General features: G+C 38.9%; 32 protein-coding genes. 10 read left to right on the top strand and 22 right to left on the bottom strand.

The genetic code is table 11. The features are described from left to right. The first annotated feature begins 162 nt into the window (after nucleotides 1-162). Genes hisB through hisIE form a run of 5 tightly spaced genes read left to right on the top strand, consistent with a single transcriptional unit; the run spans nucleotide 163 to nucleotide 3,467 of the window. Entirely contained in the window at nucleotides 163-750 is a 588-nt protein-coding gene (hisB, locus tag IWB18_RS03085) for an imidazoleglycerol-phosphate dehydratase HisB (RefSeq protein ID WP_269747895.1), read from the top strand. Nucleotides 751-762: 12 nt separating this feature from the next. After that, a complete protein-coding gene (gene hisH / locus IWB18_RS03080; RefSeq protein ID WP_195682132.1) occupies nucleotides 763-1,368 on the top strand; it encodes an imidazole glycerol phosphate synthase subunit HisH in 606 nt (201 codons plus the stop codon). Then, nucleotides 1,365-2,087, top strand: coding sequence for a 1-(5-phosphoribosyl)-5-[(5-phosphoribosylamino)methylideneamino]imidazole-4-carboxamide isomerase (hisA, locus tag IWB18_RS03075; RefSeq protein WP_195682131.1), 723 nt, complete (start codon nucleotides 1,365-1,367; stop codon nucleotides 2,085-2,087). Before hisH ends, hisA begins: the two co-directional genes overlap by 4 nt. A 4-nt stretch (nucleotides 2,088-2,091) precedes the next feature. After that, nucleotides 2,092-2,856 carry an imidazole glycerol phosphate synthase subunit HisF gene (gene hisF, locus IWB18_RS03070; protein ID WP_195682130.1) on the top strand — a complete coding sequence of 255 codons (765 nt, stop codon included), beginning with the start codon at nucleotides 2,092-2,094 and terminating at the stop codon, nucleotides 2,854-2,856. After that, nucleotides 2,853-3,467, top strand: a complete 615-nt coding sequence (gene hisIE, locus IWB18_RS03065; protein ID WP_207740727.1) for a bifunctional phosphoribosyl-AMP cyclohydrolase/phosphoribosyl-ATP diphosphatase HisIE — start codon at nucleotides 2,853-2,855, stop codon at nucleotides 3,465-3,467. The genes hisF and hisIE overlap by 4 nt, the downstream gene beginning before the upstream one ends. A gap of 45 nt (nucleotides 3,468-3,512) precedes the next feature. On the opposite strand, the gene IWB18_RS03060 is transcribed toward hisIE, so the two are convergent. The 6 genes from IWB18_RS03060 to IWB18_RS03035 form a co-directional block, all read right to left on the bottom strand. After that, nucleotides 3,513-4,256, bottom strand: coding sequence for a tRNA1(Val) (adenine(37)-N6)-methyltransferase (locus tag IWB18_RS03060; RefSeq protein ID WP_195682128.1), 744 nt, complete (start codon nucleotides 4,254-4,256; stop codon nucleotides 3,513-3,515). A gap of 247 nt (nucleotides 4,257-4,503) precedes the next feature. Beyond that, a complete protein-coding gene (locus IWB18_RS03055) occupies nucleotides 4,504-4,674 on the bottom strand; it encodes a 4Fe-4S binding protein (RefSeq protein WP_195682127.1) in 171 nt (56 codons plus the stop codon). A gap of 85 nt (nucleotides 4,675-4,759) precedes the next feature. Next, nucleotides 4,760-5,677, bottom strand: coding sequence for a PSP1 domain-containing protein (locus tag IWB18_RS03050; RefSeq protein ID WP_195682126.1), 918 nt, complete (start codon nucleotides 5,675-5,677; stop codon nucleotides 4,760-4,762). Between the two features lies 1 nt (nucleotide 5,678). Further along, nucleotides 5,679-6,626 (bottom strand): DNA polymerase III subunit delta', encoded by a 948-nt coding sequence (gene holB / locus IWB18_RS03045; protein ID WP_195682125.1) that lies wholly within the window; start codon nucleotides 6,624-6,626, stop codon nucleotides 5,679-5,681. Between the two features lie 5 nt (nucleotides 6,627-6,631). Next, nucleotides 6,632-7,309 carry a dTMP kinase gene (locus IWB18_RS03040; protein WP_195682124.1) on the bottom strand — a complete coding sequence of 226 codons (678 nt, stop codon included), beginning with the start codon at nucleotides 7,307-7,309 and terminating at the stop codon, nucleotides 6,632-6,634. A gap of 5 nt (nucleotides 7,310-7,314) precedes the next feature. After that, nucleotides 7,315-8,700, bottom strand: a complete 1,386-nt coding sequence (locus IWB18_RS03035) for an aminotransferase class I/II-fold pyridoxal phosphate-dependent enzyme (protein WP_195682123.1) — start codon at nucleotides 8,698-8,700, stop codon at nucleotides 7,315-7,317. A gap of 147 nt (nucleotides 8,701-8,847) precedes the next feature. Here IWB18_RS03035 and trxA point away from each other — a divergent pair, with 147 nt between their 5' ends. After that, nucleotides 8,848-9,177 (top strand): thioredoxin, encoded by a 330-nt coding sequence (gene trxA / locus IWB18_RS03030; RefSeq protein WP_195682122.1) that lies wholly within the window; start codon nucleotides 8,848-8,850, stop codon nucleotides 9,175-9,177. 40 nt (nucleotides 9,178-9,217) lie between these two features. Here the strand turns inward: trxA and IWB18_RS03025 are convergent, their stop codons facing one another. The 16 genes from IWB18_RS03025 to dnaA form a co-directional block, all read right to left on the bottom strand. Beyond that, the gene (locus IWB18_RS03025) at nucleotides 9,218-9,724 is read right to left on the bottom strand and encodes a hypothetical protein (RefSeq protein WP_195682121.1); all 507 of its coding nucleotides are present in this window, start codon (nucleotides 9,722-9,724) and stop codon (nucleotides 9,218-9,220) included. After that, nucleotides 9,715-10,290 carry a Fe-S-containing hydro-lyase gene (locus IWB18_RS03020; RefSeq protein ID WP_195682120.1) on the bottom strand — a complete coding sequence of 192 codons (576 nt, stop codon included), beginning with the start codon at nucleotides 10,288-10,290 and terminating at the stop codon, nucleotides 9,715-9,717. Before IWB18_RS03020 ends, IWB18_RS03025 begins: the two co-directional genes overlap by 10 nt. Beyond that, entirely contained in the window at nucleotides 10,283-11,143 is an 861-nt protein-coding gene (locus IWB18_RS03015; RefSeq protein ID WP_195682119.1) for a fumarate hydratase, read from the bottom strand. Before IWB18_RS03015 ends, IWB18_RS03020 begins: the two co-directional genes overlap by 8 nt. A gap of 96 nt (nucleotides 11,144-11,239) precedes the next feature. Next, nucleotides 11,240-11,401 carry a rubredoxin gene (rd, locus tag IWB18_RS03010; protein WP_195682118.1) on the bottom strand — a complete coding sequence of 54 codons (162 nt, stop codon included), beginning with the start codon at nucleotides 11,399-11,401 and terminating at the stop codon, nucleotides 11,240-11,242. 55 nt (nucleotides 11,402-11,456) lie between these two features. Next, nucleotides 11,457-11,921, bottom strand: a complete 465-nt coding sequence (locus IWB18_RS03005) for a peroxiredoxin (protein ID WP_195682117.1) — start codon at nucleotides 11,919-11,921, stop codon at nucleotides 11,457-11,459. Nucleotides 11,922-12,083: 162 nt separating this feature from the next. After that, complete coding sequence (locus tag IWB18_RS03000; protein ID WP_195682116.1) at nucleotides 12,084-12,836, bottom strand: amino acid ABC transporter ATP-binding protein; 753 nt, start codon at nucleotides 12,834-12,836, stop codon at nucleotides 12,084-12,086. A gap of 11 nt (nucleotides 12,837-12,847) precedes the next feature. Further along, nucleotides 12,848-13,486 carry an amino acid ABC transporter permease gene (locus IWB18_RS02995; RefSeq protein ID WP_195682115.1) on the bottom strand — a complete coding sequence of 213 codons (639 nt, stop codon included), beginning with the start codon at nucleotides 13,484-13,486 and terminating at the stop codon, nucleotides 12,848-12,850. A gap of 92 nt (nucleotides 13,487-13,578) precedes the next feature. After that, nucleotides 13,579-14,382 (bottom strand): basic amino acid ABC transporter substrate-binding protein, encoded by an 804-nt coding sequence (locus tag IWB18_RS02990; protein ID WP_195682114.1) that lies wholly within the window; start codon nucleotides 14,380-14,382, stop codon nucleotides 13,579-13,581. A 182-nt stretch (nucleotides 14,383-14,564) separates the two neighbouring features. Then, complete coding sequence (gene rpe, locus IWB18_RS02985) at nucleotides 14,565-15,215, bottom strand: ribulose-phosphate 3-epimerase (RefSeq protein WP_195682113.1); 651 nt, start codon at nucleotides 15,213-15,215, stop codon at nucleotides 14,565-14,567. 17 nt (nucleotides 15,216-15,232) lie between these two features. Continuing rightward, a complete protein-coding gene (locus IWB18_RS02980) occupies nucleotides 15,233-15,718 on the bottom strand; it encodes a PTS sugar transporter subunit IIA (RefSeq protein ID WP_195682112.1) in 486 nt (161 codons plus the stop codon). A 118-nt stretch (nucleotides 15,719-15,836) separates the two neighbouring features. Further along, on the bottom strand, nucleotides 15,837-18,284 hold the full coding sequence (gene gyrA / locus IWB18_RS02975) for a DNA gyrase subunit A (RefSeq protein ID WP_195682111.1): 2,448 nt from the start codon (nucleotides 18,282-18,284) through the stop codon (nucleotides 15,837-15,839). A gap of 11 nt (nucleotides 18,285-18,295) precedes the next feature. Beyond that, on the bottom strand, nucleotides 18,296-20,203 hold the full coding sequence (gyrB, locus tag IWB18_RS02970) for a DNA topoisomerase (ATP-hydrolyzing) subunit B (RefSeq protein ID WP_195682110.1): 1,908 nt from the start codon (nucleotides 20,201-20,203) through the stop codon (nucleotides 18,296-18,298). 41 nt (nucleotides 20,204-20,244) lie between these two features. Continuing rightward, the gene (gene recF / locus IWB18_RS02965) at nucleotides 20,245-21,360 is read right to left on the bottom strand and encodes a DNA replication/repair protein RecF (RefSeq protein ID WP_195682109.1); all 1,116 of its coding nucleotides are present in this window, start codon (nucleotides 21,358-21,360) and stop codon (nucleotides 20,245-20,247) included. A gap of 1 nt (nucleotide 21,361) precedes the next feature. After that, nucleotides 21,362-21,592, bottom strand: a complete 231-nt coding sequence (locus IWB18_RS02960; RefSeq protein WP_195682108.1) for an RNA-binding S4 domain-containing protein — start codon at nucleotides 21,590-21,592, stop codon at nucleotides 21,362-21,364. 24 nt (nucleotides 21,593-21,616) lie between these two features. Further along, nucleotides 21,617-22,720: a DNA polymerase III subunit beta gene (dnaN, locus tag IWB18_RS02955; RefSeq protein ID WP_195682107.1), complete on the bottom strand. Its 1,104-nt coding sequence runs from the start codon at nucleotides 22,718-22,720 to the stop codon at nucleotides 21,617-21,619. A 182-nt stretch (nucleotides 22,721-22,902) separates the two neighbouring features. Next, nucleotides 22,903-24,270, bottom strand: coding sequence for a chromosomal replication initiator protein DnaA (gene dnaA, locus IWB18_RS02950; RefSeq protein WP_195682106.1), 1,368 nt, complete (start codon nucleotides 24,268-24,270; stop codon nucleotides 22,903-22,905). Nucleotides 24,271-24,692: 422 nt separating this feature from the next. Between dnaA and rpmH the strand changes: the two genes are divergently transcribed. From rpmH to IWB18_RS02930, 4 genes are read left to right on the top strand one after another with little or no spacing between them, the layout of a single operon-like run. Continuing rightward, nucleotides 24,693-24,827 carry a 50S ribosomal protein L34 gene (rpmH, locus tag IWB18_RS02945; protein ID WP_195682105.1) on the top strand — a complete coding sequence of 45 codons (135 nt, stop codon included), beginning with the start codon at nucleotides 24,693-24,695 and terminating at the stop codon, nucleotides 24,825-24,827. 51 nt (nucleotides 24,828-24,878) lie between these two features. Next, nucleotides 24,879-25,199: a ribonuclease P protein component gene (gene rnpA, locus IWB18_RS02940; protein WP_195682104.1), complete on the top strand. Its 321-nt coding sequence runs from the start codon at nucleotides 24,879-24,881 to the stop codon at nucleotides 25,197-25,199. A gap of 23 nt (nucleotides 25,200-25,222) precedes the next feature. Then, nucleotides 25,223-25,432 (top strand): membrane protein insertion efficiency factor YidD, encoded by a 210-nt coding sequence (yidD, locus tag IWB18_RS02935; protein WP_195682103.1) that lies wholly within the window; start codon nucleotides 25,223-25,225, stop codon nucleotides 25,430-25,432. 55 nt (nucleotides 25,433-25,487) lie between these two features. After that, nucleotides 25,488-26,165 carry a YidC/Oxa1 family membrane protein insertase gene (locus IWB18_RS02930; RefSeq protein ID WP_195682102.1) on the top strand — a complete coding sequence of 226 codons (678 nt, stop codon included), beginning with the start codon at nucleotides 25,488-25,490 and terminating at the stop codon, nucleotides 26,163-26,165. The last annotated feature ends 2 nt before the right edge of the window (nucleotides 26,166-26,167 follow it).

Genomic DNA, 26,167 nt, shown 5'->3' with positions numbered 1-26,167 from the left:
GAGCAAGCTTTCTAAGCAACAGCATATGCTTTGCAAGGAGCGTAAGCTCAAACCTTCGCTAACAACCTATATGGTTATTGTAGCATTAGGATATTCTTTAACAAAAATAAATAAGAATATAGCTGTGATTATTAGCTATACTCTTATAATACGAGGAGCCTTATGATGAGAAGTTCAACGATCGAAAGAACTACAGGTGAAACAACCATAGACTGCACCCTGGATATTGACGGTAAAGGAGGCTTTGCCGGTAACACAGGTATCGGTTTTTTTGACCACATGCTCAATCTTTTTGCAAAACACGGGGATTTAAGCCTTGAAATGACTTGCAGCGGAGATTTATATGTGGATACCCACCACTCCGTTGAAGATATGGGGATAGTCCTGGGTACCTGCCTTAAAACCGCTTTGGGAGACAAGAGGGGGATCAAGCGCTACGGAAATTTTTATTGTCCCATGGATGAAGCTCTCACCAGGACCACCCTTGACTTGAGCGGCAGAGGTTATCTGGTTTTCAACGTGGATCTTACCCGGGAGAAGGTGGGGGATTTCGAAACGGAGATGCTTAAAGAATTTTTGTACGCTTTTGCAATCAACTCCGGCACCACTCTTCATGTAAATACTTTGTACGGATCAAATGATCACCACATAATAGAATCTATTTTCAAGTCTTTGGGCCGAGCCCTGAAAGAAGCAGTATCCATCGACAAGGATTCAAATGAAATTCCATCAACAAAAGGAATGCTTTAGAGGAGGAATAGCATGATAGCAATAATAGATTACGGTGTCGGAAATCTCATGAATGTGTACAATGCACTGAAACATCTTGATATGGATGCCATCATCACCGGCGCCAAAGACGAGATTGACAATAGCGATGCCATCATCCTTCCCGGAGTCGGGGCATTCAACGATGCCATGCTGCATTTGAAAGAAACAGGCCTCGACAAGGTCATAATTGAAAATGTGAAAAAAGGCAAACCCATACTGGGCATCTGCCTTGGAATGCAACTTCTATTTGAGAAAAGCCATGAAGATGGCGAATGGGAAGGTTTAGGTCTTCTAAAAGGTGAGATCGTCAAATTCAAAGAGGGATTGAAAGTTCCGCACATGGGATGGAACGAGCTTCACATAAACAAGGTTCATCCACTTGTCAAAAACATAAATGAAGGTGAATACGTATATTTCGTACACTCATACCACCTGGATCCCAAATTTTTTGAAGACGTCCTACTCTATACTGACTACGGCGTACGCGTACCGGCCGTAGTTTGCAGAGACAACATAATTGGTATGCAGTTTCACCCGGAAAAAAGCAGTACAACGGGCATAAAACTTTTAGAAAATTTTAAGGAGCTGATCAAATGATTGTTTTGCCAGCTATCGATATAAAAAATGGCAAATGCGTAAGGCTGAAACAAGGCCTTATCGACCAAGAAACCGCTTATTACGACGATCCGGTCTTTGTTGCCAAGATGTGGGAAGAGAAAGGTGCCAAGTATCTTCACGTAGTGGATCTGGATGGTGCCTTTACCGGACAGCAGACTAACATGGATCTTGTCAAAAACATTGTCGAAAGCATAAAAATACCTGTGGAAATCGGCGGTGGTATTAGGACTCTTGAGACGGTTGAAAAATACCTTGAATCCGGAGTCGACAGAGTAATACTCGGAACCAGTGCAGTAGAAAATATAGACTTTGTAAGGGACCTATGCGAAAAATTTCCCGGAAAGATCGCTGTATCCGTCGATGCCAAGGGAGACTACGTTGCAATAAAGGGTTGGGTTGAAACAAGCGACACAAAAGTGATGCCCTTTTGCGAAAGTCTCAAAAATGCTGGAGTAAAGACGATCGTATATACGGATATTTCACGAGACGGCATGCTCAGCGGACCAAATTTGGAAATGCTGGATCTTCTCAACAAGTCACTTGGGATCGACATTATCGCTTCTGGAGGCGTGGCAAGCATAAAAAATATAGAAGATCTTTCAAATCTCGGTCTCTACGGAGCCATCACGGGAAAGGCTCTTTATGAAGGAACCCTTACTATGGAAGAAATAAACGCCTTGTCGGGAAAGGCCAGGTAAAACCATGCTTACGAAACGAATAATCCCATGTCTCGACGTGGACAAAGGTAGAGTTGTAAAAGGAAAAAAGTTCGAAGGGATAAAAGATGTGGCAGATCCTGTAGAACTGGGCAAGTTTTATTCAAAAGAATGTGCTGATGAACTGGTTTTTTACGATATAACTGCATCACATGAGAACCGTGATATTTTCATACACATAGTTGAGAGTGTTGCGGCTAATGTAAATATACCATTTACCATCGGCGGTGGTATCAGGACAACTGAAGATTTTAGAAAAGTTCTTCTGGCAGGTGCAGACAAGGTTTCCGTCAATTCAGCCGCTGTTGCCAACCCTGATTTGATAAAGGAAGCCGCACTAAGATTCGGAAGCCAATGTGTGGTTCTTTCCATAGACGCTAAAAGAAATTCCAAGGGTTCCTGGGATGTGTACGTAAAGGGCGGAAGAGAAAATACCGGGATAGATGCCATAGAATGGGCTAAAAGAGGTCAACAGCTGGGAGCAGGCGAGATCTGCATCAATTCCATCGATGCGGACGGAGTCAAAGAAGGATTTGATATCAAATTGAATCAGCTTCTTTCAAAGACCCTGACCATACCCGTAATTGCTTCCGGTGGTGCAGGAAAAATGGAGGATTTCAGTGAAGTACTCAAATGCGGAGCCGATGCAGCCCTGGCCGCTTCAGTCTTTCATTACAGAGAAATTGCCATATCCGATCTTAAGGAATACCTGTTTAAAGAAAATATACCTGTTAGGAGATGCTTGATATGAATATCGATTCGCTTAAATTCGATGAAAAGGGGCTTATCCCTGCCATAGTTCAAGACGCCAAGACATCGGAAGTCTTGATGATGGCGTATATGAATCAAGAGTCATTGGAAAAGACTCTCGAAACAAAAACCACCTGGTTTTACAGCAGGAGCAGACAAAAATTATGGAACAAAGGTGAAACATCGGGAAACGTGCAAAATGTAGTTTCCATAGATTACGATTGCGACGAGGACACGCTCTTAGTGAAAGTTGATCCGACAGGCCCCAGTTGCCATACCGGTAACTACAGCTGTTTTTACAGAAATCTCTCTGGAGAAGGCAATATGGCAGATCGAAACATGCTGTATAAATTATATGAAATCATCATGGACAGAAAGAAAAATCCCAAGGAAGGTTCATACACCCAATATCTGTTCGAAAAAGGCGTGGACAAAATCCTGAAAAAAGTGGGAGAAGAGTCCGCAGAAACTATCATCGCAGCTAAAAATGATTCAAAAGAAGAACTGGTATATGAAGCTTCCGATCTTTTGTATCATTTGACAGTTCTATTGGTGGAGTGTGGTGTCACCATGGATGACATTATGAAAGAACTGGAAAATCGTCACAAATAGATCCCATTCAAAAAAATGCCCGGCTATTGTCTAGATAGCCGGTTTCTATTTCCCGTAAATCTCAAGGATTTGACTTGTATATCCGCCATCGGCATTGTATACAACAATATCTTCTTCCATCAGTATTCCCGGCCCTGCTTCTTTTATTCCCTCGATCAAGATCATATTTGGAAGCTTGTTGGCGTGGGGCTTGACCATTATAAGTCTTTTAGGTTCAATTTTATTGTTTCTCATGGCACAAAAGATACCCACCATCCGCTGAGGCCTATGCACCATAAAAAACCTTCCCTTAGTCTTAAGAAGTCCCTTGGCTGCTGCCAAAACATCCTCCAAGGAACAAAACATCTCATGTCTCGAGATCGTTTTTTCAATGTTTTTGTTTTTCAGCCCTCCCTGGCCAGTCATATAGGGAGGGTTCGTGACAACAATGTCATAAGTGTGTTTTTGCATTTCGATGGGTGGATTTTTTATATCGCCTTCAAATATTTTTATTTTATCCACAAGTCCGTTGAGCTTGATGCTTCTTTGTGCCATATCTGCTACGTTCTCTTGTAATTCCAATCCGTGGACCATTACATTCTTTGATCCGGCCAACAAAATGGGTATTATTCCACTGCCGGTGCCCAAGTCAGCTATCTTTGCACCATCTGATATCTTATTGCCTGCCATCCAGGACAAAAGGACGGCATCCGTCCCATATCTAAAAAAATTTTCATTTTGAATTATTTTTAATCCACAGATATGCAGGTTATCCACTCTTTCATGCTCTTTGACCAAGAACTTTTCCACAATATCCTCTGCTTTCGTACGTATTTTAGTTTATATCTTGTATGTAACATATGTTCTATACCAAATATGGTCGTCTATCCACATTTAACTCTGTTTTGTTAACACTTTGTGGATAAGTTTTAAGGTTTTTACCCTGTTTTTCAACAAAAAACCTTCACTTATCAACATATATACACAAACTGTGTTGATATGTTGATAAGATTTTTCTAAAATAAAAAAACCCCTGAACAGAGGTTTTTTAAATTTCTTATTCCGGTTGTGGAGCGTCTACCGGACAAACATCCGCACAAGCCCCACAGTCTATACATAGACTTCCGTCAATTACGTATATTCCATCACCTTCGCTTATAGCGTCTACTGGACATTCTGGCTCGCAAGCACCGCATGAAATGCAATCATTATTGATAACATATGCCATAATTTTCACCTCCTAATATGTGATTGGTTGACAAAAACATTATATACCAAATAACAATAACAATAAACTATTTTTTTAACAATTATTATTTTTCATCAAGCTGTCTTAATTCTCTTTTTTCCTCATCCGTCAGGCTTTCAGTTTCGCTGGCGCTACTTTTGTTTTTATGTTTGCCGCAATTTTTTTTGCATCCGTTTTGAGGAAGTTTTATTTCTTCAAGATGATATTCTTTCAAAACCGGCTCGTCCTCGCCTTCCAACTTTACTGTTACAGTCTCCCTCAGCACATTCACTTTAAATACGATGCCCTTGCCCTCTTTGGTGATCACAGACTGCCCCTGAGAGGGAAGTTTATTATTGATCTCTTCATAAAAATCCTGTTCATATTTAAGGCAGCACAAAAGTCTTCCGCAGATCCCTGAAATCTTGGTCGGATTTAAAGAGAGATTCTGTTCTTTTGCCATTTTGATCGAAACCGGCTGAAAATCTCCCAACCATTTTGAGCAACACAGGCCTATGCCACAAGGACCCAGGCCGCCCAGCATTTTTGCTTCATCACGCACACCGATTTGTCTAAGCTCTATCCTTATTTTGAAAATAGCAGCCAAATCCTTGACCAGATCTCTGAAATCTACTCTTCCGTCAGCCGTAAAATAAAATATCACCTTGTTGTTGTCAAAAGTATATTCTACGTCGATGAGCTTCATGTCCAATTTGTGCTCTTCCACTTTTTGTTTGCATATTTCCAAAGCTTCAGCAGCTTTTTCCTTATTCTTTTCGAAAATAAGGTCGTCCTTTGGTGTAGCCTTTCTTATGACAGGTTTTATTGGAGATACTATTTCGTGATCCTCAACATTTTTATCGTTTAATACCACAAGACCGTACTCAAGACCTCTGGCCGTTTCGACTATTACATTGTCGTCTTTTTCCAACTTTAAATTGTGTGGATCGAAGTAGTATATTTTACCGGCTTTTTTAAATCTGACGCCTACTACATTTACCATTCTATTCCTCCTGTATTCTCAAAAGCAGATTTTCGATCTGCAATGACATATTCAAATTTATTTTTGTATTCGACTGAAAGTCGATTATCTTCTCTATTATATCATTAATCTTCTCTATGTTTAAATAATCCGTATTTGCGCAAGCCTCATTTTTGAGTATTTCCTCCAATTTATTTCTAAAATAAATCAAAAGATAATCCGTAACGGCAATATCTGCCATCTTTCTTTCCTTGACAAACTTGGAAAGATTAAAAATATTCTCAAAATTGCCATTGGCGATCTTATCCATTATTGAAACGATCATTTTGTAGTTCTCCTGTTTTTCAGGGTTTTCAACGGCATCCAGGGCTTCTCCAATTTTGCCCTGAGTCAGATGAAATAAAAATCTGCTGTCTTCTTCGTTTAAATTCTTTACTTTCTTCATGGTTTTAATAAAGCTCTCTTGTGGCATGGGGGCAAAATTTAAAATTTGACACCTTGAAAGGATCGTAGGGAGTATGCTGCTTTTACTGTTTGCCACAAGTATTATTACCGTTCCTGATTCCGGCTCCTCCAAAACCTTCAATATTGAATTCTGGGCCGGATCTCCCATGGTTTCGCATTGATTTATTATGTATAATTTCATATCCCCTTCATAGGGTTTCAGAGAAATATTTTTCTGCATTCCCCTTATCTGGCTTATCTTGATGGAAGTGGCGTCTTCCAGTGTCTCGATTATATGTACATCAGGATGATTCCCTTTTATTATTTTGATGCATTGAGAACATTTTCTGCAAGGCTTATCAGTTTCCTCCCTGCAAAACATGGACATGGCAAATTCCAATGCGGTCTTCATCTTTTGAGTTCCCTTTGGACCGGCAAAAAGGTAAGCATGACTAAACTTTTTTTCTTCAACGCTCTTTGCTAAGATCTCCTTATTAATTTCGTTGCCGTAAATTTCTTCAAACATTTCAATCACCATAAATCTGTTAATTTTTTGTATATCTCTTCATTGATTTCTTCGATTGTTCTGTTATATCCGCCTTCCAGGCAAAATATCTCATCCCATCCATAACGCTTCGAAATCTCACAGGCAACATTGTAAGCATTTATTATATGCTCTTCATTTTGTTCATGGATGTCCTTCGTATCCATCTGCGTTATCTTGTTTTTTCTATTTTTAATTCTATCCATACTGTCTTTTGGGGGCAGATTCAAAAAAAACACTTTGTCGGGAACAGGTATCTTATAAAGATTGAATTCGTAGTCCCACAACCAACTTAAAAATTCGTTTCTTTCATCAGGATCTTTTATCTTTCCGCCTTGATGCATCATGTTTGAAGTTGTATATCTGTCTGCAATGACTATTCCTCCGTTGTTGTAAAACTCTTCATATTCCGTCTTGAATGACGCATATCTATCTGCTGCAAAAAAAGTTGACGAAATATACGGACTCACACTGTCTGGATCTTTCCCAAAGTCTCCCCTCAGATACATTTTCACCAACGCTGAACTTTCCTTTTCATACCTTGGATACGACAGCCTCATTACGGAATAATTTTTTTTGATTAATTTTTCAAACAGCAATTTGCTCTGAGTCTCCTTGCCGCTTCCGTCTACTCCCTCTATCACAATCAGTTTTCCCTTATTCATCGAATCTACTCCTCGCAAATATCTACTCTTCCTTGACTATCCATTCCCATTATCTGATCTTGCCTTAATGATCGTATGAATTCCACCGCCTCATCCGTGATTATTTCTCCGGGACACACCAATGGTATTCCTGGTGGATAAGGCGTTATGAAATCAGCAGATATTTTCCCTGCTGCTTCCACGATCCTGATTTTATTTCTTTTTTCCACTTCCCACAATTCCATGGCCTTTTTCCCGTAAGGTGGATAAGATACGGATTCAGGGATGCATTTTGGTCTTGTAAAAATGTTGCAGTTTTCGTCGGCAATGCTCTTTAATGCTTCCAGCAACCTTTTACCGTCTTCCATTTCCGTCCCCATTCCCGCCATGGCCAGTATAGACCTGGCGTCATCAAATTCAACTTCTATGTGGTGATTTTTGGTCAATAGACTTCCTAAATTTTTCAGTCCTCCAGTACTCAACCAAATTTTGCTCTTGTCCCAACCAAAAACTTCTGGTTCTATGTGATCCCTGATCATTTCAAAGGGACTTGATTTAAGGGAAGATCGCAATTCGTCGTACATCATCTGAATTTGATTAAGTTTCTCCTTCCCATGCATCTTCATCCAGTTTATCGACGATGCCACTGAAAGAATGATGGGGTAGGATGGGCTGCTGGTTTGTAACATTGACAAATGTTTTCTGATCCTTTTTTCACTGACTCTACGTGAATTTATATGAACTACTGCACCTTGATTAAGCGACGGCAATGTCTTGTGTGTGCTGTGCACCACGATATCTGACAAAACATCTACTGCTGAAATCGGGTAAGATCCGCTAAATTTCAGATGAGCTCCATGAGCTTCATCTACTATCAATATTACATCGTGTTTTTGACAGATATCCGATAGCCTTGTCAAGTCATCACAGGTCCCATAGTAGGTAGGATAGGTCACTACCATCCCCTTTATATCTTTGATGCAACCAAGCCTTTCATCCAATTTGTCCAGGTTCAGCCCTATGGGAAATCCAAAGATCCCGTCAAACGATGGATCAAAGTATTCAGGGTTCAATCTCCCGTAATATAAGGCGCTGTATACGCTTTTATGGGCATTTCTCGGTATCAGGATCTTGTCTCCGGGATCAAATGCACCCATGATCGATGCCATTATTCCGCATGTACTTCCATTTATTGTTATTAAACTCTTCTCGACCCCATAAGTTTTTGCAATATCTTCTTCCAATACCAAAATTTCTGATCTCGGATCATTTAGATTGTCCGTTCCCCATATCTCGGTAGTATCGTACCTCTCCCATCCCAGCCTGCTAAAGGACTTTCCCTTGTGCCCAGGCATGTGAAATTTTACGTAATTTTCCTTTTCCTCGATATTTTTCATTAATTGATTTTTCATGGTACTCTCCAAAAGTTATTTAACACAAAGGTTTTAGTCTACCTTCAATTTTTATGATATAATTCATAATTGCCCTTAAAATATATATGATTATCGCATGTTTATCAGGGTAATAAATACATTAACAATACGAAAGGGGTTTGAGTTATGTCAGATAACTACGTAGTTATTTTGGATGAAGAAAATTTTGAAGAGGAAGTAATCAATTCCAAAATTCCCGTGATGATCGACTTTTGGGCTGAATGGTGCGGACCTTGCCAAATGGTTATACCCATAGTCAACGAACTTGCCGAAGAATTTGAGGGAGTGGCCAAAGTTGCCAAGCTTAATGTAGATGACAACCGTTCTCTTGCCATGAAGTACCGGGTGATGAGCATTCCTACCATCTTGTTCTTTAAAGACGGCGAAGAGGTAAAAAGAGAAGTTGGCGCAAAAAGCAAGGAAGAATACGTAGCGCTTATAGATGCGCTTATATAGATTCTTCTGATCTGGCAAAAGAGAGGGTCACCCTCTCTTTTTATTTTTTTACCTTTTTGGTTCTTTCGATCTCTTTGTTTACTTTGTTTAAAAATCCTTCACTCAGTTGAAGCATCACCAAAGTATTTTTCCCTTTATTATTCCATACTATGAAGTATTTGGACTTTTCCTTGATCCCGAATATGGTGTAATCTATTTTTTTTCCTTTCAGGCTCTCGATCTCATTTATGGTTTTGATCTCTACGATTTCAGATACTGGTATCTCTCTGATTTTTCTCGGTTTAACGAACATCGATTTGGAAACAACCAGTTTTTTGTCTACCAATTCGACTTGATACCAAGGTACTATTTTTCTTATAATAACAAAGGTTATAGCCAGGCTTATGGCAGTTGCCGCTCCGGTTATCCATGTCAAGTAACTCTCATCCGCCCTCTCGATTATAAATGCATACCCGTACTGGAATCCTATCAACAATGCCATTATAAATAGCAAAGCCTTCACACTCATTGAATCTCTTCTTATAACTTCTTTTGCTTTTATCCCCAATTTCGATCCTCCGTAGATTTTCTATATTTTGATTTCTCTGTTTCGTAAAGATTGTTTCCTTTTGAATCGATAATTACCACTGCAGGAAAATCTTTTACTTCCAACTTTCTTATGGCTTCAGTGCCCAAATCTTCGTAGGCTACGATTTCAACGGAAACGACGCTCTCCTTCAAAAGGGCCCCAGCACCTCCAACTGCACCGAAATATACGGCCTTGTTCTTGATTATTGCATCTATTACAGTTTTGTCCCTGTAACCTTTGCCTATCATCCCTTTAAGCCCTTTGTCCAAAAGGATCGGAGCGTATGCGTCCATCCTGCCTGATGTTGTAGGTCCTATGGATCCGATTATGTCTCCGGGTTTTGGCGGACATGGACCTGCATAATAAATGGTCTGATTTTTCAGATCGACTGGCAAAGTTTTCCCTTCATTAAGTTCTTCGATCATTCTTTTATGGGCTGCATCTCTTGCAGTATAGATAGTACCACTTATGAGCACACTGTCTCCTGACTTTAGATTTGCTATTTTTTCTACATCTAGAGGAAGGTCTATCCTGATCTTAGTCATATATCTCCCCCCTTATAACTGTTTTTGCATGCCTGTTTACATGGCAACACATATTGACTGCAACAGGCAATCCTGCTATGTGGGTTGGAAATACTTCTATATTCAACCCGAGGACGGTTGAAGTTCCACCAAGGCCCATGGGTCCTATACCCAAACCATTCAATGTCTTTATAAGATCTTTTTCCAATTTTTCGTAAAAGGGGTCGGCATTTCTCTTTGATACGTCTCTCATCAGAGCCTGTTTTGACATTAGAGCACATTTTTCCATAGTTCCACCTATTCCCACTCCTATAAAAAAGGGCGGACAAGCATTGGGTCCAGCATTTGTCACCGTTTCAACAATGAAGTCAATGACACCCTTCAATCCGTCAGACGGCTTTAGCATCTTCAAAGAGCTCATGTTTTCACTTCCAAATCCTTTGGCGCTGACGATTATCTCCACATGATTTCCCTCTACGATTTCATAATGTATCACAGCCGGGGTGTTGTCTTTGGTGTTTATCCTGTTCAACGGATCAGAAACTATGGAATTTCTGAAATAGCCGTCTTTATAGGCCTCTCTCACGCCCTGATTGATGGCATCGTTCAAATTCCCTCCCACCAGCGCAACTTCTTGGCCTGCCTTTACCCATACTACGGCCATTCCCGTATCCTGACAGATCGGAATTTGCTTTTCCAAAGCAATGGAGTTGTTCTTTAAAATATCGTCAAAAATAGCTCTGCCTATGGGAGACTCTTCACTTTCAAACCCTGTACAGATCGCCTCTGTAACATCTTGCGACAGCTTGCAGTTGATTTCTAAAAAACTGTCATACACAGCCTGTTTAATCTTTTCCACATTGATTCTAACCATAATATCTTCCTTTGCAACATGATAAGTCATTATACCATTTTTACGGGGCATATTGAATCTTAACGTAAAAAAACCCCTTGCGGGGTTTATAACCAATTAATCAACTGGTTGAAAATCATCTTTAGTTGCTCCGCACAAAGGGCATACCCAATCATTTGGGATATCTTCAAAAGCGGTACCTGGAGCTACTCCATTGTCCGGGTCTCCCTCGGCCGGATCGTAAATATAACCACAGATTGTACATTCGTATTTTTGCATAATAATTTCCTCCTTAAATTAAATATATTTAAAGGGTTTCCCCTTTAATTGCTTGCTAGATGCTCAAAATGCATTTTTTTACTTCATCCCCATGATTTTTTACTTTAACATTCAAAAATTTTTCTGCAATATAACCTTGTTCATCAATGACAAATGTGCTTCTTACTATTCCGTAATACTCTTTTCCATACATTTTTTTAAGTTTCCAGACATCGTATCCTTTAATGGCTTCAAGCTCAGGGTCGCTGAGAAGTATAAAAGGCAGGTCATATTTGTCTATGAAATTCCGGTGAGATTTTTCGGAATCCTTGCTGATTCCTATAATAACCGTGTTGTTGTCCTTAAACTCGTCGTACAGATCTTTGAATTGCAAAGCTTCATCGGTACATCCAGAAGTATTGTCCTTTGGATAAAAATAAAGAACAACCTTTTTTCCCAAGTAGTCGTCAAGTTTGTGAAGTTGTCCCTCTGCATCCTTTAAACTAAAACCCGGTGCCTTTTCCCTGCTTTGATCTACCATTCATCCACCCCCTTCGATTTACTCTAATATAATACCCCCTTAAATTTGATTCAATCTAATTTTTTTGTATTTAAATAATTTCTTAGTTTGTTCAGTTCAGTATTGGAAATCTATCTCAAAATAAAACGAGTCCCTTCGATCGATCCAAGGACTCGTTTTTAATTATAGAATTTTTTTAAGAAATGATTTAGTTCTATCCTCTTTTGGAGAATCGAAAATCACCTTGGGATCTCCTTCTTCGATGATTCTTCCCTCATCCATGAAAATGACTCTGGTTCCAACCTCTTTTGCAAAACCCATTTCGTGGGTCACAACTATCATCGTCATTCCGTCTTTGGCCAGTTTCTTCATAACTTCAAGAACTTCCCCTACAAGTTCAGGATCCAACGCTGATGTAGGTTCATCAAACAACATGATCTTTGGTTGCATTGCAAGAGCTCTGGCTATTGCCACTCTCTGCTGCTGACCGCCTGAAAGTCTTGAAGGATATTCATCCTTTTTATCTTCCAATCCAACAAGCTTCAAAAGATCCAAAGCAATCTTTTTGATTTCGGATTCTTGTTTTTTTCTTACTATCTTGGGAGCGATGGTAATGTTTTCCAAAACAGTCAGATGTGGAAAGAGATTGAACCTCTGAAATACCATTCCCAGCTCAGTACACAATTCCTGTACTTTCTCAGGGGGGATTTCCTTCAAGTCTTTTCCCATTTCTCTTTCATCGGCCAATTCCCCGTCTATGTATATCTTTCCGCTTGTGATCCTCTCCAATTGGTTCAAACATCTGAGCATGGTGCTTTTTCCAGAACCACTTGGACCAATTACGCAAACTACCTCGCCGGACTTGACTTCCAGATTTATATCCTTTAAAACTTCCAAATCACCAAAAGATTTATAAACATTTTCTAACTTTATCATAAAAGACACTCCTAATCGTAAATCGAATACTTCTTCTCTACCTTGTCAAAAACTACTTGAATTATGGTAGTGAAGAACAAGTATATGATCGCTGCATAAATATAGTAAAATGCTTTACCTGTGGCATTTGTCATCTGACTTGTGGTACGCAATACATCGAATAATCCTATGGATGCCACCAAAGAGGTATCCTTCAAAAGCATTATAAGCTCGTTTCCAACAGGCGGTATCAATCTTCGATAAGCCTGAGGAATAATTATCTTGAACATCGCCTGATAGTAACTCATTCCCAGGGCTTTTGATGCTTCCATCTGACCCTTGTCGATGGATTGTATTCCCGCTCTTATTATCTCCGCCAGATATGCAGCCGAGTTCAAAGAGTAGGCAACTGCAGCAGCAGCCAATATGGGTAATCTTAACGGAAAGCCGAATAAGTCCAAAGTAAACAACGGAACTGCATAAACTATTATAAACAGCTGCATCAACAATGGAGTTCCTCTGAATGCCCATACATAAACCCAAGTAATTCCATTGAGTATCCGGCTTTTAGATATCCTGCCCAATGCAAGAAGCACCCCTAAAACTATTCCTGCGGTTATGCCGATCAATGTAAGTTGCATGGTCAATATAGTACCATCTACAAGCGCCATCACCTGAGGTATTGTCAACAATTCAATCTTCCTTCCCTTTACTGATTTAAATAAGCTTGCAAGGCGAAGCCAATACAAGCTTATGATCATTTCTATTCTATGACATTAAGTTCTGTGTCTATGTTTGAAGTATAATCGTCTTTCAACCATTCGATGGAAATTTCTTTTAGAGTTCCTTCTTCTCTAAGTTCAGCCAATGCTGCGTTGATTTTGCTTTGAAGTTCAGTGTCGTCTTTTCTGATGCACACACCGATAGGCTCGTTTGTTAATTGAGTGGATGAAATTTCAAAACTATCCGGATCATTTCCAACGTACTCGATGGCAACAGGGTAATCAACTACGATGTAGTCCACATAACCAGCTTTCATGGCAGAAAAAGTCTGTATTATTTCGTCGTATTTTATAAGATTGATTTCGATGTCTTCCATGTATTTTTCAACAGCAGTATCCGCAGTAGTTCCTATTTGCACACCAACACTCTTGCCTTCAAGATCTTCAGGCTTTTGAACGGATGCATCACCAGGTTTTACAACTATTACCTGACCGTTTGCCAAGTAAGGATCAGAAAATATAAAAGTTTCCATACGCTTTGGCGTTATACTTACTGACGAAATGATAACGTCGTAACTCTGGGTTTCAAGTCCTTGAAAAATCCCATCCCAAGCGGTGGATTTAAACTCGATGTCCATGTCCATTTTTTCAACCAATGCTTTTGCCATCGCAACGTCAAAACCAACCAATTCATTGTTTTCATCTCTGTATTCCATCGGCGGATAAGAATCGTCCACACCTACAACTAGAGTTTCGTTTGAAGATGCCGAACTGGCACCACATCCTGCGAACATAAATAGTGCTGATAGTAACAACGCAACTAAAATCAAAATATTTTTTTTCATTTTTAAACCCCCTAAATTATTGATCCAACTCTTTCCCATTTCCCAAAAGTTTTATCAGTTTTTCATTATACCATAACCTATAGAATAAATATACATTTTTGAACCTTATAATCTTGATTTTTCGTAATTTATCAAGATTATAGTTAATATTTATCCATGATTTTATAACCACTGGAAAGATATCAAATTTTTACACTTTCTCTGAGCATACGGATATTTTCACTTACATCTCCCTTGAAAGTGAAAGATCCGGCAACCAGTACATTTGCCCCGGCTTCAACCACCTTTGGCGCAGTTTCAAGGTTGATCCCACCGTCCACTTGAATATCTATGTCCAATCCTTTTGTCATTTCACTCAGATCCCTTATCTTGTCCAGGCTCTTGGGTATAAAAGATTGACCACCATAACCCGGATTTACAGTCATCAAAAGGATCATGTCCACTTCATCCAGAACGTACCTCAGGGTTTCTATGGAAGTTGCCGGCGTAAGGGACACTCCCGCTTTTATTCCAAAAGACTGGATCAGCTTCAAAGTCCTGTGCAGATGAACGGTAGCCTCCTGATGCACCACAATTATGTCTGAACCTGCTTCTGCAAACCTTGGTATCAGCAGATCGGGATTATTTATCATAAGGTGTACGTCAAAGGGTAGATCGGATACTTTTCTTAGCATTTTAACCTGGTCTGGGCCAAAAGCAATGTTTGGCACAAAATTGCCGTCCATTACATCAATATGCAACATCTCCACATTACAAGCCTCAACCTCTCTTATCTGACTTTCAAGATTCCCAAAATCCGCCCCAAGGATCGACGGTGATATTTTTACGTTCATTGTCATGACCTCCGTTTTTAAAATTCAAATTCCATTTTTTCAATTTCTTTGGATATAATATCATAAACTTCTTTCGGATCTTTTTCATTTGCTATTTGATCAACAAGTGTTTCATTTTGTATCAAGTTCACTATGACTTGCAACATCTCAAGTTGAGACTTGGAATTTTTCATTATGGGAATGAAAAGTATCCTTACTTTTACCGTGTTTCTTGAATTGCCCATTTCTTTAAAGTATACGGGTTTATTAAGAACAGAAACAAAAAAACTTTCAACATTCACGAATTCCCCGTCGGTATGGGGCATTGCTACGCCCTGACCCTTTGTTGGAAGGCCCGTGGGATAAGTTTTTTCCCTGCCTATTATTGCATCCTTATACTCAGGTCCTACTATTTTTTTCTCGATTATCTGATCGACGGTTTTTTCAATTGCGTCCAAGTCGCTAAGTCCATGGATTCCAACAATTACAAAATCCGGAGAAAATTCATAGGTTCTACTACCCATATTTTATATGCTCCTTTGGCATTTTTGATTAAAGACAATTCTATCATTTGAATAAACTAAAATCAATCAAACCATGACCCAAAATAAAATCTCCACCATAAAAGGTGGAGATAATGTATTATATTTCTATTTCTTCGATTTCCTCTTCACTAATAACCTGGGTGATGGTGACAATTTTTTCCGTTTTGTCAAGTTTCATCAATCTTACACCCTGAGTACTTCTTCCCATAACGGATATTCCGGATATCTCAAGCCTTATGACGATCCCCTGATTGTTGATCATCATTACTTCCTGATCTTTCCTGCAAACCATTATTCCAACCAGCTGTCCGGTTTTTGAAGTTATTTTGTAAGTTTGAATCCCTTTTCCGCCACGATTTTGAAGTCTATATTCTGATTCCGGTGTTATCTTTCCGTAACCATTTTCCGAAACGGTCAATACGAATAAATTCTCGTCCACCAGATCCATACCTACAACTTCGTCTTCTTCTCTCAAGAATATGCCCCTGACTCCTATGGCGGTCCTTCCTACTGCCCTTACATCATTTTCCGAGAACCTTATGGCATAACCATCTTTTGTTCCCATTATGATCTCCTTGGTACCGTCAGTCAGTTTGACCCCTATCAATTCGTCGTCTTCGTTAAGATTTATGGCCAAAAGTCCGGATTTTCTTGAGCTGTCGTAATCCTTCAAATCGGTTTTCTTGATTATACCCTTTTTTGTTGCCATTGTAAGGTACCAGTTTTCACTGAATTCCTTGATCGGAATTACGGTGGTTACTTTTTCGTCTTCATCCAATTGGATTATATTGACGATGGCGGTACCTCTGGCAGTTCTTGAGGCATCAGGTATTTCATAAGCCTTTAGCCTGTAAACCTTGCCCTTGTTGGTGAAGAACAGGATGTAATGATGTGTCGTTGTCGTGAACAGATGCTTTACAAAGTCATTGTCTCTGGTTGAAAGGGCTGTTATTCCTTTTCCACCTCTTTTTTGAGCCGTATAGGTATCTGCCGATATTCTCTTTACATATCCCACGTGGGTCATGGTGATGACCACGTCTTCTTCTTCTATGAGATCCTCCATGCTTATGTCATCGTAATCAACTTCGAAAGAAGTTCTTCTTTCGTCATTGTATTTTTCTTTTATTTCTGTGATTTCCTCTTTTATTACGCCTATAATTTTTTCTTCACTGGCAAGAATTTCTTTCAACTCTGCAATTCTCAACAAAAGCTCCTGATATTCAGCTTCTATTTTTTCTCTTTCAAGTCCGGTAAGTCTTTGAAGTCTCATATCCAGTATGGCCTGAGCCTGTTTTTCGGAAAGAGCGAATTCCTGTATCAAGGCCACCTTCGCTTCTTCGCCATTCTTCGATGCTCTTATTATCTTTATGACCCGGTCTATATTATCAAGCGCAATTACCAAACCTTCCAGTATGTGAGCCCGATCTTCGGCTTTATTCAGATCGAACTGGGTCCTTCTGATTATTACTTCCTTTTGATGATCTATGTATTTTGAAAGAATTTCTTTCAGATTCATGACCTTGGGCTGATTTTTGTCCAAAGCCAATAAAATCACACCGAAAGTTTCCTGCATTTGTGTGTGTTTGTATAATTGATTCAAGATGATTTCTGCATTTACATCTCTCTTCAAATCTATGGCAACTCTAATTCCGTTTCTGTCAGATTCGTCTCTAAGATCGGAAATTCCTTCGATCTTTTTCTCTTTTACCAAATCGGCAATTTTTTCAACAAGCTTTGATTTGTTGACCATGTAAGGAATTTCAGTTATTACTATTCTTTGTTTTGACGAAGAAATTTCCTCAACATTGACTTTTGCCCTGACTTTGATCCTGCCCCGTCCCGTAAGGTATGCGGATTTCAATCCATCCTTGCCCAGTATTGTTCCACCGGTAGGAAAATCAGGACCTTTGATGAAATTCATAAGTTCATTTACGTGGCAATCGGGATTTTCCATCTGATATACAGTCGCATCTATAACTTCCCCAAGGTTGTGGGGAGGAATGTTTGTTGCCATTCCTACAGCTATACCGGATGATCCGTTTACCAGCAAGTTCGGGTATCTTGCCGGAAGCACCACCGGTTCCTTTTGAGTCTCATCAAAGTTCAAAGTAAAATCTACAGTGTCCTTGTTGATGTCTCTCAGAAGTTCCATGGATATCTTGCTCATTTTGGATTCCGTATACCTCATTGCCGCCGCACCGTCTCCGTCAATGGATCCGAAGTTTCCATGTCCGTTAACAAGAGGGTATCTTGTAGAGAAATCCTGTGCCAGTCTTACCATAGCGTCATATACCGCAGTATCCCCGTGAGGATGATACTTACCCAGAACGTCACCGACCAACCTTGCACATTTCCTGTAAGGTTTTTCAGGTGTCATTCCCAACTCACTCATTGCATAAAGTATCCTTCTGTGTACGGGTTTCAATCCATCCCTGACATCTGGAAGGGCTCTACCTACAATAACGCTCATAGAATAATCGATGTAGGATTTTTTCATTTCGTCTTCGATATTAATCGGTAATACTTTATTGTACTCGTCGCTCACTTGATAACCTCCTATATGTCAAGGTTCTTAACCTTTTTGGCATTTCTTTCTATAAATTCTTTTCTCGGCTGTACCTTGTCCCCCATCAGGATCGTAAAAATTTCATCTGCCTGTATAGCATCTTCCACCTCTACCTTCAACAAGGTCCTGGTCTCCGGGTTCATGGTAGTTTCCCATAACTGTTCTGGATTCATCTCACCCAAACCCTTGTATCTTTGGATGCCTATGTTGGAATCTCTTCCCATGTCATCCATCAAAGCGTTCATTTCCTTGTCGGAATAAGCGTATTCCACTCTTTTTCCCTTTTGAAGCTTGTAAAGAGGCGGCTGTGCGATGTAAACAAATCCTTCATCTATCAAACCCCTCATGTATCTGTAAAAAAATGTAAGAAGCAGCGTTCTTATATGGGCACCGTCAACATCGGCATCCGTCATAATGATTATTTTGTGATACCTTGCAGAATCCCTGTCAAAATCTTCTCCGATCCCGCAACCGAAAGCAGTTATCATGGATCGTATGGTTTCTGTATTTAAAATTCTGTCCAGTCTTGCTTTTTCAACATTTAAAATCTTTCCCCTCAAAGGGAGTATCGCTTGGTTTTTAGGGTCTCTTCCCTGCTTTGCCGAACCCCCTGCAGAGTCGCCCTCCACTATGTATATCTCCGAAAGAGAAGGATCCTTTTCCCGGCAATCAGCTAATTTTCCAGGCAATGCGGTGTTGTCTAGAAGACTTTTTCTTCTTGTCAGTTCCCTGGCTTTTCTTGCGGCATTTCTCGCCCTGGCTGCAGTTAGCGCCTTTTCAATGACTGTCTTTGAGACATTTGGATTTTCTTCCAGGAATGCGAAGAAATTGTCGTTTACTATGCTTTCAACTATTCCTTTTACTTCTGTATTGCCCAGTTTGGTTTTAGTTTGACCTTCAAACTGAGGGTCTGTAATCTTAACGCTGACGATAGCTGTAAGACCTTCCCTCACGTCTTCTCCTGAAAGATTTTTGTCAGATCCCTTCAGAAAATTATACTTTTTGGCATAAGCGTTGATAGTACGGGTCAATGCAGATTTAAAACCATTTAAGTGGGTTCCGCCTTCTGTGGTGTTAATGTTGTTCGCAAAAGCGTAAATATTTTCAGAGTACCCATCAGTGTACTGCATGGCAATATCGACTATTATGTCGTCTTTTATTTTTTCAAATCCAATTATTTGATCGTGAAGCGGATCCTTGTTTTTGTTAAGATATTCTACAAAAGATACTATTCCGCCGTCATAGCAGTACTTTTCAGTCCTTTTCTCTTCTCTTTCATCTTTTAATACTATGCTGATACCCTTATTCAAGAATGCCAATTCTCTCAGTCTGTGTTCCAGTATGTCGAAATCATATTCCAGATCTTCAAAAATTTCGTGATCAGGTTTAAAGGTTATGGTAGTTCCGGTACGGTTTGTATCCCCGGTGATTTTCAATTCGTGAAGGGGTTTTCCCCTCTCAAAATTCTGTTCGTATACATGACCGTTTTGCTTGACTTCAACTGTCAATGTTTCGGAAAGTGCATTAACAACGGAAACACCTACTCCGTGCAGACCTCCTGAAACCTTATATCCTCCACCACCGAACTTTCCTCCTGCGTGGAGCATGGTCAAGGCAACTTCAACGGCTGATTTTTTTAATTTTGGATGAATCCCAGTGGGGATACCCCTACCGTTGTCAACTACCGTTATGGAGTTGTCCTTGTTGATCGTCACTTTAATATTGTCGCAATGCCCTTGCAAAGCTTCATCTATGCTATTGTCTACAATTTCATAAACTAAATGATGCAGACCCCTTGTACCGGTACTTCCAATGTACATACCGGGTCTTTTTCTTACAGCCTCAAGACCCTCTAAAACCTGAATCTGTTCGGCACCGTATTTATTGCTATCTGACATATCAATGTCCTCCAGTCTTAAAATTTTCATGAGCGGATGGATTAAATCACTTTACCGCCTTTAACAGTATATATTTTTTTCGATTTATTTTGTAGTTTATCTAAAAAATTAATTTCGGTCGATGTAATTACCACCTGATTGTCTTTGAAATGCTCCATTATTCTCTGTTGCCTTCCTGGATCAAGCTCGGACATTACATCATCCAAAAGAATGATCGGATCCTCATGGGTTTCTTCTTTTATTATCCTTGTTTGCGACAGTTTTAGAGACAATGCGCAAGTCCTCTTCTGTCCTTGAGATCCATATGTCTTGACATCCATATCGTTTATGTTGATTTTTATGTCGTCCAAATGTGGACCGATGGATGTGTACCCTTTTTTTAAGTCTTCTTTGAAATTTTCCTCAAGCTTTTCCCTGAATATTTTTTCCAAATTCTCGATGTCGTCATTGTTTCTGATAAGATTTGAATAATAATAAAGTTTAAGATTCTCTTTATCATCTGTTAGATTGGTATGTATTTCTTTAGATATCCTGTTTAATTTCTGCATGAATACTATCCTGTTGACAATGACCCTTATACCAAGCTCAACCAATTTTTCGTCCCATATGAAAGCAGTTTTCTTCAGGGACTGATCTCTTGATATGTTTTTCAAAAGCTCATTTCTCTGTCTTAAAACCTTGTTATAGTCTTTAAGCAGACTACCGTGCACAGGTTTTATATTTAGCATCTCATTATCTATGAATCGTCTTCTTTTTTCAGGACCCTCACGTATTATGGAAAGATCCTCTGGAGTAAAATCGACAATAAAAAACTTTCCTGCGAGATCATTTTTTGATTTTACCTTGTTTCTGTTTATTGAAATTCCCGTGGTTTCACTGGAAGAATTCTTGTCTATTGAAATTCTCACAGTGTCTGAATTATTCAATCTTTCCCTGAAAAAAAATCCTTCCGCAAAGGATTTTTCAGATTCAAAATTTACAAGATCCCTGTTTTGATTTCTGAAGGATTTGCCCCTGGCTAAAAAATAAATACCTTCAAGAAGATTTGTTTTGCCCTGACCATTCTCTCCCAAAATCAAGTTTAGATCGGGATCCAATTCTATTTCCAGATCCGTATAATTTCTAAAGTTGGAAAATTTTAACTTTTTAAGGTACATTTTATTCCTCTTCTTTTTTAACGACAAAGATTTCTTCCGTATCTTTTACTGTCACCTTGCATCCCGGGTATAATTTTTTTCCTCTTTGAAGGCATACTTCACCGTCTACGAGTACTTCTCCGTCTTTTATCAACATTTTTGCAAACGATCCGCTATCAGCCAAACCCGTATACTTCAAAAATTGATCCAATTTTATATAATCCGTATTTATAGAAACAGGTATTTCTTTCATTTTACTCCCCGTCCTCAAAATTATTTAATGCTCTATGTATCTTACCGGCAGGATAAGATATGTGAAGTAGTCCCCGTCAGTTGGCTTTATAACACATGGACTTACCGCAGTGGTAAATTCAAGCATGATCTCTTCTTCACTTATAGCTTTCAATGCATCTATGAAATAATTGCAATTAAAAGCAATTTTAAGTGGATCTCCATCCATCTCGATGTCTATCTTTTCATTTAGGTTTCCCATATCTGAATTTGATTGGATTTCCAAAATGCCGTCATAAAAATTCATCTTGATCAGGTTGTTTTTTCCATCTCTTGCCATCAGTGATGCTCTTTCGCAACTCGATAGAAGCTCGCTGGTGTTTACTTTTACATTTGTAGTGCTGTTTGCAGGTATTATCTGTTTGTAGTTGATATACTCACCCTGAAGAAGGTTGGATACCATGCTGGTTTCACCTATGGTGAATAATGCCTGATTTTTTGTTGTGGATATGTAAACATCCTCATCCTTCATTGACAAAAGCCTGTAAATTTCCATCATTGTCCTTTCAGGAATGACTTCCTTTATATCTATCCCTTGGTCGATCTGTCCTTTTCTAAGAGCAAGCCTGTATCCATCAAGGGCTACAAGTCTTAATTCTCCATTTTCGATTTCAAGGAGCTCACCCGTCAAAATAGGAATATTCTCGCTTTTGGCAACTGAAAACAAGGTTTCTTTTATAAGGCTCCTGAAAAGCTCCTTCGGTATAAGAGCATTTTTTTCACCTATTATATCCGGCATTTTAGGATAATCTTCTCCCGATTCACCCTGAATATTGAATTTGGATTTTTGACATGTGATATTAGTTATATTGTTGTCTTTGATTTCAAGGGTCACTTGGTCGTCCGGAAGTTTTCTGGCAATTTCACTGATCAACCTGGCTGACAATACAGTGCTGCCTTCTTTTATTACGGAACCTTCAAGTTTTGTTTTAATTCCCAATTCCATGTCGGTGCCCATCAAGAAAATCTCACCGTCTGAAGCCTCAAAATAAATTCCTTCCAGTATGGGAAGTGTAGTTTTGTTTGATACAGCTTTTTGGACTGTGTTTACAGCGTTGACCAAAGACGTTTTATCAGTTGAAAAAAGCATTGAAAATCATCCCCTTCTTTATATATATCTATATATTTAAATAGTAATAGTAGTAGTAGGAGCTGTGGATTTGTTGGTAAGTAGGTAATCCACATGGTAATGTTGAAAAGTGGAGGTTGACAAGCTGTGGATAAAGCTGGTGTCAAATCTCTGAAAACCGCAATGTTGTCCACAGGCAAAAATCAATTGGTTCCTCGGATGTCTTTCATTATTCTGTTGATAAGATTTTTAAAATCGAAATTTTCTTCCATTTCCTTCGTTATTTTGTCAACTGCGTGAATGACTGTGGAATGATCCCTTCCGCCAAATTCTTCTCCTATTTTAGGAAGTGACAGATCAGTCATGTCCCTGGAAATGTACATTGCAACCTGCCTTGGATAAGCTATGGATTTAGTTCTCTTTTTAAGATTAAAATCCTCAACTTCGATATTAAAGTATTTGGCTGTAACTTCCTTGATAAGGTCAACAGTTATAATATCGGGTTTTTTGGCGGAAATTATGTCTTTGAGTGCTTCAGCAGCCAAGTCTACGGATATGGATTGACTTGTCAATCTGGAAAATGCATTTACTCGGATCAAAGCACCTTCAAGTTCCCTTATGTTGGACTGGATCTTGTTTGCTATGAAACCCAGAACTTCGTTGTTTATATCGATTTTTTCGGTATTTGCCTTCTTTTTCAGGATAGCTATCCTAGTTTCAAGATCTGGCGCTTGAATGTCTGTTATAAGACCCCATTCAAATCTGGATCTGAGTCTTTCTTCCAGTGTCGGGATCTCTTTGGGAGGCCTGTCGCTTGAAATAACTATTTGCTTGTTTGCATCGTGCAAAGCATTAAATGTATGGAAGAATTCCTCCTGGGTACCTTCCTTACCCGCAATGAATTGAATATCGTCTATGAGAAGAACATCCACATTACGGTATTTGTTTCTAAAAGAAATATTGTTTTTGTTTTGAATCGAATCTATAAAGTCATTGGTGAATTTTTCGCATGAAACATAAACTACCTTTTTATTGGGCCACTGCTCGAGGGTATAATGTCCTATAGCATGCATCAAGTGAGTTTTACCAAGTCCTACCCCTCCATATATGAACAAAGGGTTGTATCTTTGAGCAGGAGCCTCTGCGACTGCAACAGAAGCGGCGTGGGCAAACCTGTTGCTTTCTCCTATAACGAATGTGTCGAATGTATACTTTGGGTTGAGATTGCTGCTGTTTTCAAGATTTACACCATTTGATGATAAATCATTGTTGTAGCTGTTTGGTGAAGGATTGTTTTGAGAAGGATTTTCCATCTTGTTTGATGAAGGTATAACAAAATCTACGCTAACATTTTTACCGGTAACGTGTTTGAGTGAGTTACCTATCAAAATTGCATATCTTGCTTCAAGGATTCCTTTTGTAAAATCATTCTCAACACCTAAAACTATGGTGTTGTCGTTATAGGAAAGTGGCTCGATCCGTTTAAGCCAGGTTTCAAAACTGACCTGGGTAAGTTCGTCTTCGATTATTTCCAGTGTTTTGTTCCAGAGATGTTGTAGATTGTTATCCATAAAATGCCTCCTAATTAGGAAAATAAGTGTTTATATCTTGTATACAATCCATCAAAACAAATAACAACATCCATTTAACAAACAGATGTTGATAAAATTTATTAACACGCAAAATGCGATAAATATAGGCTGGATGATCTTTTTATAAACAAATTAGTGCTACATATCCACAAGTTATCAATATATTGTGGATATGTTCATAATAATAACTTGAAGTTATCAACACTTGTTTATATAATAGCAGATAGAGGAGTGATTTATCAACAATTATATTGAGTCAAACTTTAAAAATATTTTCTATTGAAACTCAAAACGTGGATAATTCTTGACATGCAATCTCATTGCATATATAATTTTATGGTAAATCCATTATAGGGAAAGTACTGTTTAATATAAATATCAGGTGTTGGGAGGTGTTGGTAATGAAGATGACTTATCAGCCAAAAGTAAGACAAAGATCCAAAGTGCATGGTTTTAGACAAAGAATGAAAACTGCTTCCGGAAGAAAAGTTTTGAGCAATAGAAGAAGAAAAGGAAGAAAGCGTTTATCAGCTTAAGGCCGCGTTTGAGTGGCCTTTTTCTAACATTGAGGGAAGGCCGGTAAATGAATGAAAAACACTTCATTTAATAATAGAAGATTCAGAGTGATATATGAGAAGGGAAAATCTACTGCAAACAGGAACCTTGTAATGTATTACATCGAAAATCAACTGAAAATGAATAGATTGGGAATTACAGTAAGTAAAAAGATTGGAAACAGTGTTACCCGTAATAGAGTTAAGCGATTGATAAAGGAATCATACAGATTGAACCAATCGATGGTAAAAGAAGGATATGACATAATCTTCATTGCAAGAAAGGGATGTGAGGCACTGGACTTTCACACTATTGAGGGTTCGGTCAAACATCTTCTAAGAAAATTGAAGTGAAATTATGTTTATTAGGTAAATAAATGAAAACAATATTTATTTTAATGATAAAATTTTATCAGAAGGCCATATCTCCGTTGCTGCCTAAAACTTGTCGTTTTTATCCGACATGCTCGGAGTACTGCCTTAAGGCGATAGAAAAGTATGGGGCCATCAAAGGTTTGTTCCTTTGCGTCAAAAGAGTTGGAAGGTGTCACCCATTCAATCCAGGGGGATATGACCCTTTGAAATAGAGTCCTTTTAGCATAATAATAAAGGTAAGAAAAATAAATTTCCAGGAGGAAAGAGATGTCGATTTTATATACCTTTTTTGGAAGTATTCTGCATACGATATACACTATAGTACAGGATTACGGTGTAGCGATCGTTGTGTTTTCGATATTTGCAAAGCTGATGCTTTTGCCTATAACGATAAAGCAAAACAAATCAATGCAGGAAATGAACAAATTACAGCCTGAGATCCAAGCTTTGCAAAAGAAATATGCAAATGACAAACAAAAATTAAACGATGAAACTATCAAGTTGTATCAAAAACATAATTATAATCCAATGGGTGGTTGTCTCCCCATGCTCATCCAATTTCCGATAATCATAGGATTGTTCGGTGTTATGAGAGAACCCGCAAAATACGTGTTTACGCCGGAAGTTTTTGCGACCATAGACAAATCTTTTTTGTGGCTGGCTGATTTGAGTGTATCGGATCCATTGCATATAATACCTATTTTGGCAGCTGCGACTACATATGCAAGCATGTCCAATCTGGGAGGTCAGTCAAAAGGTGCAGGAGGGAACAATCAGGCACAGGCTATGACTCAATCCATGAAAATAATATCTCCTCTTATGATAGGATTTGTTTCATGGACATTGCCGTCAGGTTTGGGACTGTACTGGATAATTCAAAATATTTTAACGTACGTACAACAGCTGATAATGCAGAAGGGTATCGGTTTTAAAAAGGGGGAATAGTA

Origin of the sequence: Alkalibacter mobilis (assembly GCF_015594845.1) — a bacterium.
GTDB lineage: Bacteria > Bacillota > Clostridia > Eubacteriales > Alkalibacteraceae > Alkalibacter > Alkalibacter mobilis.
This window is presented reverse-complemented; position numbering and strand designations above follow the sequence as displayed.

Coding starts and splice junctions, on each gene's coding strand:
- hisB (WP_269747895.1), top strand. CDS start 163: ATGATGAGAAGTTCAACGATCGAAAGAACTACAGGTGAAACAACCATA.
- hisH (WP_195682132.1), top strand. CDS start 763: ATGATAGCAATAATAGATTACGGTGTCGGAAATCTCATGAATGTGTAC.
- hisA (WP_195682131.1), top strand. CDS start 1,365: ATGATTGTTTTGCCAGCTATCGATATAAAAAATGGCAAATGCGTAAGG.
- hisF (WP_195682130.1), top strand. CDS start 2,092: ATGCTTACGAAACGAATAATCCCATGTCTCGACGTGGACAAAGGTAGA.
- hisIE (WP_207740727.1), top strand. CDS start 2,853: ATGAATATCGATTCGCTTAAATTCGATGAAAAGGGGCTTATCCCTGCC.
- IWB18_RS03055 (WP_195682127.1), bottom strand. CDS start 4,674: ATGGCATATGTTATCAATAATGATTGCATTTCATGCGGTGCTTGCGAG.
- IWB18_RS03050 (WP_195682126.1), bottom strand. CDS start 5,677: ATGGTAAATGTAGTAGGCGTCAGATTTAAAAAAGCCGGTAAAATATAC.
- holB (WP_195682125.1), bottom strand. CDS start 6,626: ATGTTTGAAGAAATTTACGGCAACGAAATTAATAAGGAGATCTTAGCA.
- IWB18_RS03040 (WP_195682124.1), bottom strand. CDS start 7,309: ATGAATAAGGGAAAACTGATTGTGATAGAGGGAGTAGACGGAAGCGGC.
- IWB18_RS03035 (WP_195682123.1), bottom strand. CDS start 8,700: ATGAAAAATCAATTAATGAAAAATATCGAGGAAAAGGAAAATTACGTA.
- trxA (WP_195682122.1), top strand. CDS start 8,848: ATGTCAGATAACTACGTAGTTATTTTGGATGAAGAAAATTTTGAAGAG.
- IWB18_RS03020 (WP_195682120.1), bottom strand. CDS start 10,290: ATGACTAAGATCAGGATAGACCTTCCTCTAGATGTAGAAAAAATAGCA.
- IWB18_RS03015 (WP_195682119.1), bottom strand. CDS start 11,143: ATGGTTAGAATCAATGTGGAAAAGATTAAACAGGCTGTGTATGACAGT.
- rd (WP_195682118.1), bottom strand. CDS start 11,401: ATGCAAAAATACGAATGTACAATCTGTGGTTATATTTACGATCCGGCC.
- IWB18_RS03005 (WP_195682117.1), bottom strand. CDS start 11,921: ATGGTAGATCAAAGCAGGGAAAAGGCACCGGGTTTTAGTTTAAAGGAT.
- IWB18_RS03000 (WP_195682116.1), bottom strand. CDS start 12,836: ATGATAAAGTTAGAAAATGTTTATAAATCTTTTGGTGATTTGGAAGTT.
- IWB18_RS02995 (WP_195682115.1), bottom strand. CDS start 13,486: ATGGCGCTTGTAGATGGTACTATATTGACCATGCAACTTACATTGATC.
- IWB18_RS02990 (WP_195682114.1), bottom strand. CDS start 14,382: ATGAAAAAAAATATTTTGATTTTAGTTGCGTTGTTACTATCAGCACTA.
- rpe (WP_195682113.1), bottom strand. CDS start 15,215: ATGAACGTAAAAATATCACCGTCGATCCTTGGGGCGGATTTTGGGAAT.
- IWB18_RS02980 (WP_195682112.1), bottom strand. CDS start 15,718: ATGGGTAGTAGAACCTATGAATTTTCTCCGGATTTTGTAATTGTTGGA.
- gyrB (WP_195682110.1), bottom strand. CDS start 20,203: ATGTCAGATAGCAATAAATACGGTGCCGAACAGATTCAGGTTTTAGAG.
- recF (WP_195682109.1), bottom strand. CDS start 21,360: ATGTACCTTAAAAAGTTAAAATTTTCCAACTTTAGAAATTATACGGAT.
- IWB18_RS02960 (WP_195682108.1), bottom strand. CDS start 21,592: ATGAAAGAAATACCTGTTTCTATAAATACGGATTATATAAAATTGGAT.
- dnaN (WP_195682107.1), bottom strand. CDS start 22,720: ATGCTTTTTTCAACTGATAAAACGTCTTTGGTCAACGCTGTAAACACA.
- dnaA (WP_195682106.1), bottom strand. CDS start 24,270: ATGGATAACAATCTACAACATCTCTGGAACAAAACACTGGAAATAATC.
- rpmH (WP_195682105.1), top strand. CDS start 24,693: ATGAAGATGACTTATCAGCCAAAAGTAAGACAAAGATCCAAAGTGCAT.
- rnpA (WP_195682104.1), top strand. CDS start 24,879: ATGAAAAACACTTCATTTAATAATAGAAGATTCAGAGTGATATATGAG.
- yidD (WP_195682103.1), top strand. CDS start 25,223: ATGAAAACAATATTTATTTTAATGATAAAATTTTATCAGAAGGCCATA.
- IWB18_RS02930 (WP_195682102.1), top strand. CDS start 25,488: ATGTCGATTTTATATACCTTTTTTGGAAGTATTCTGCATACGATATAC.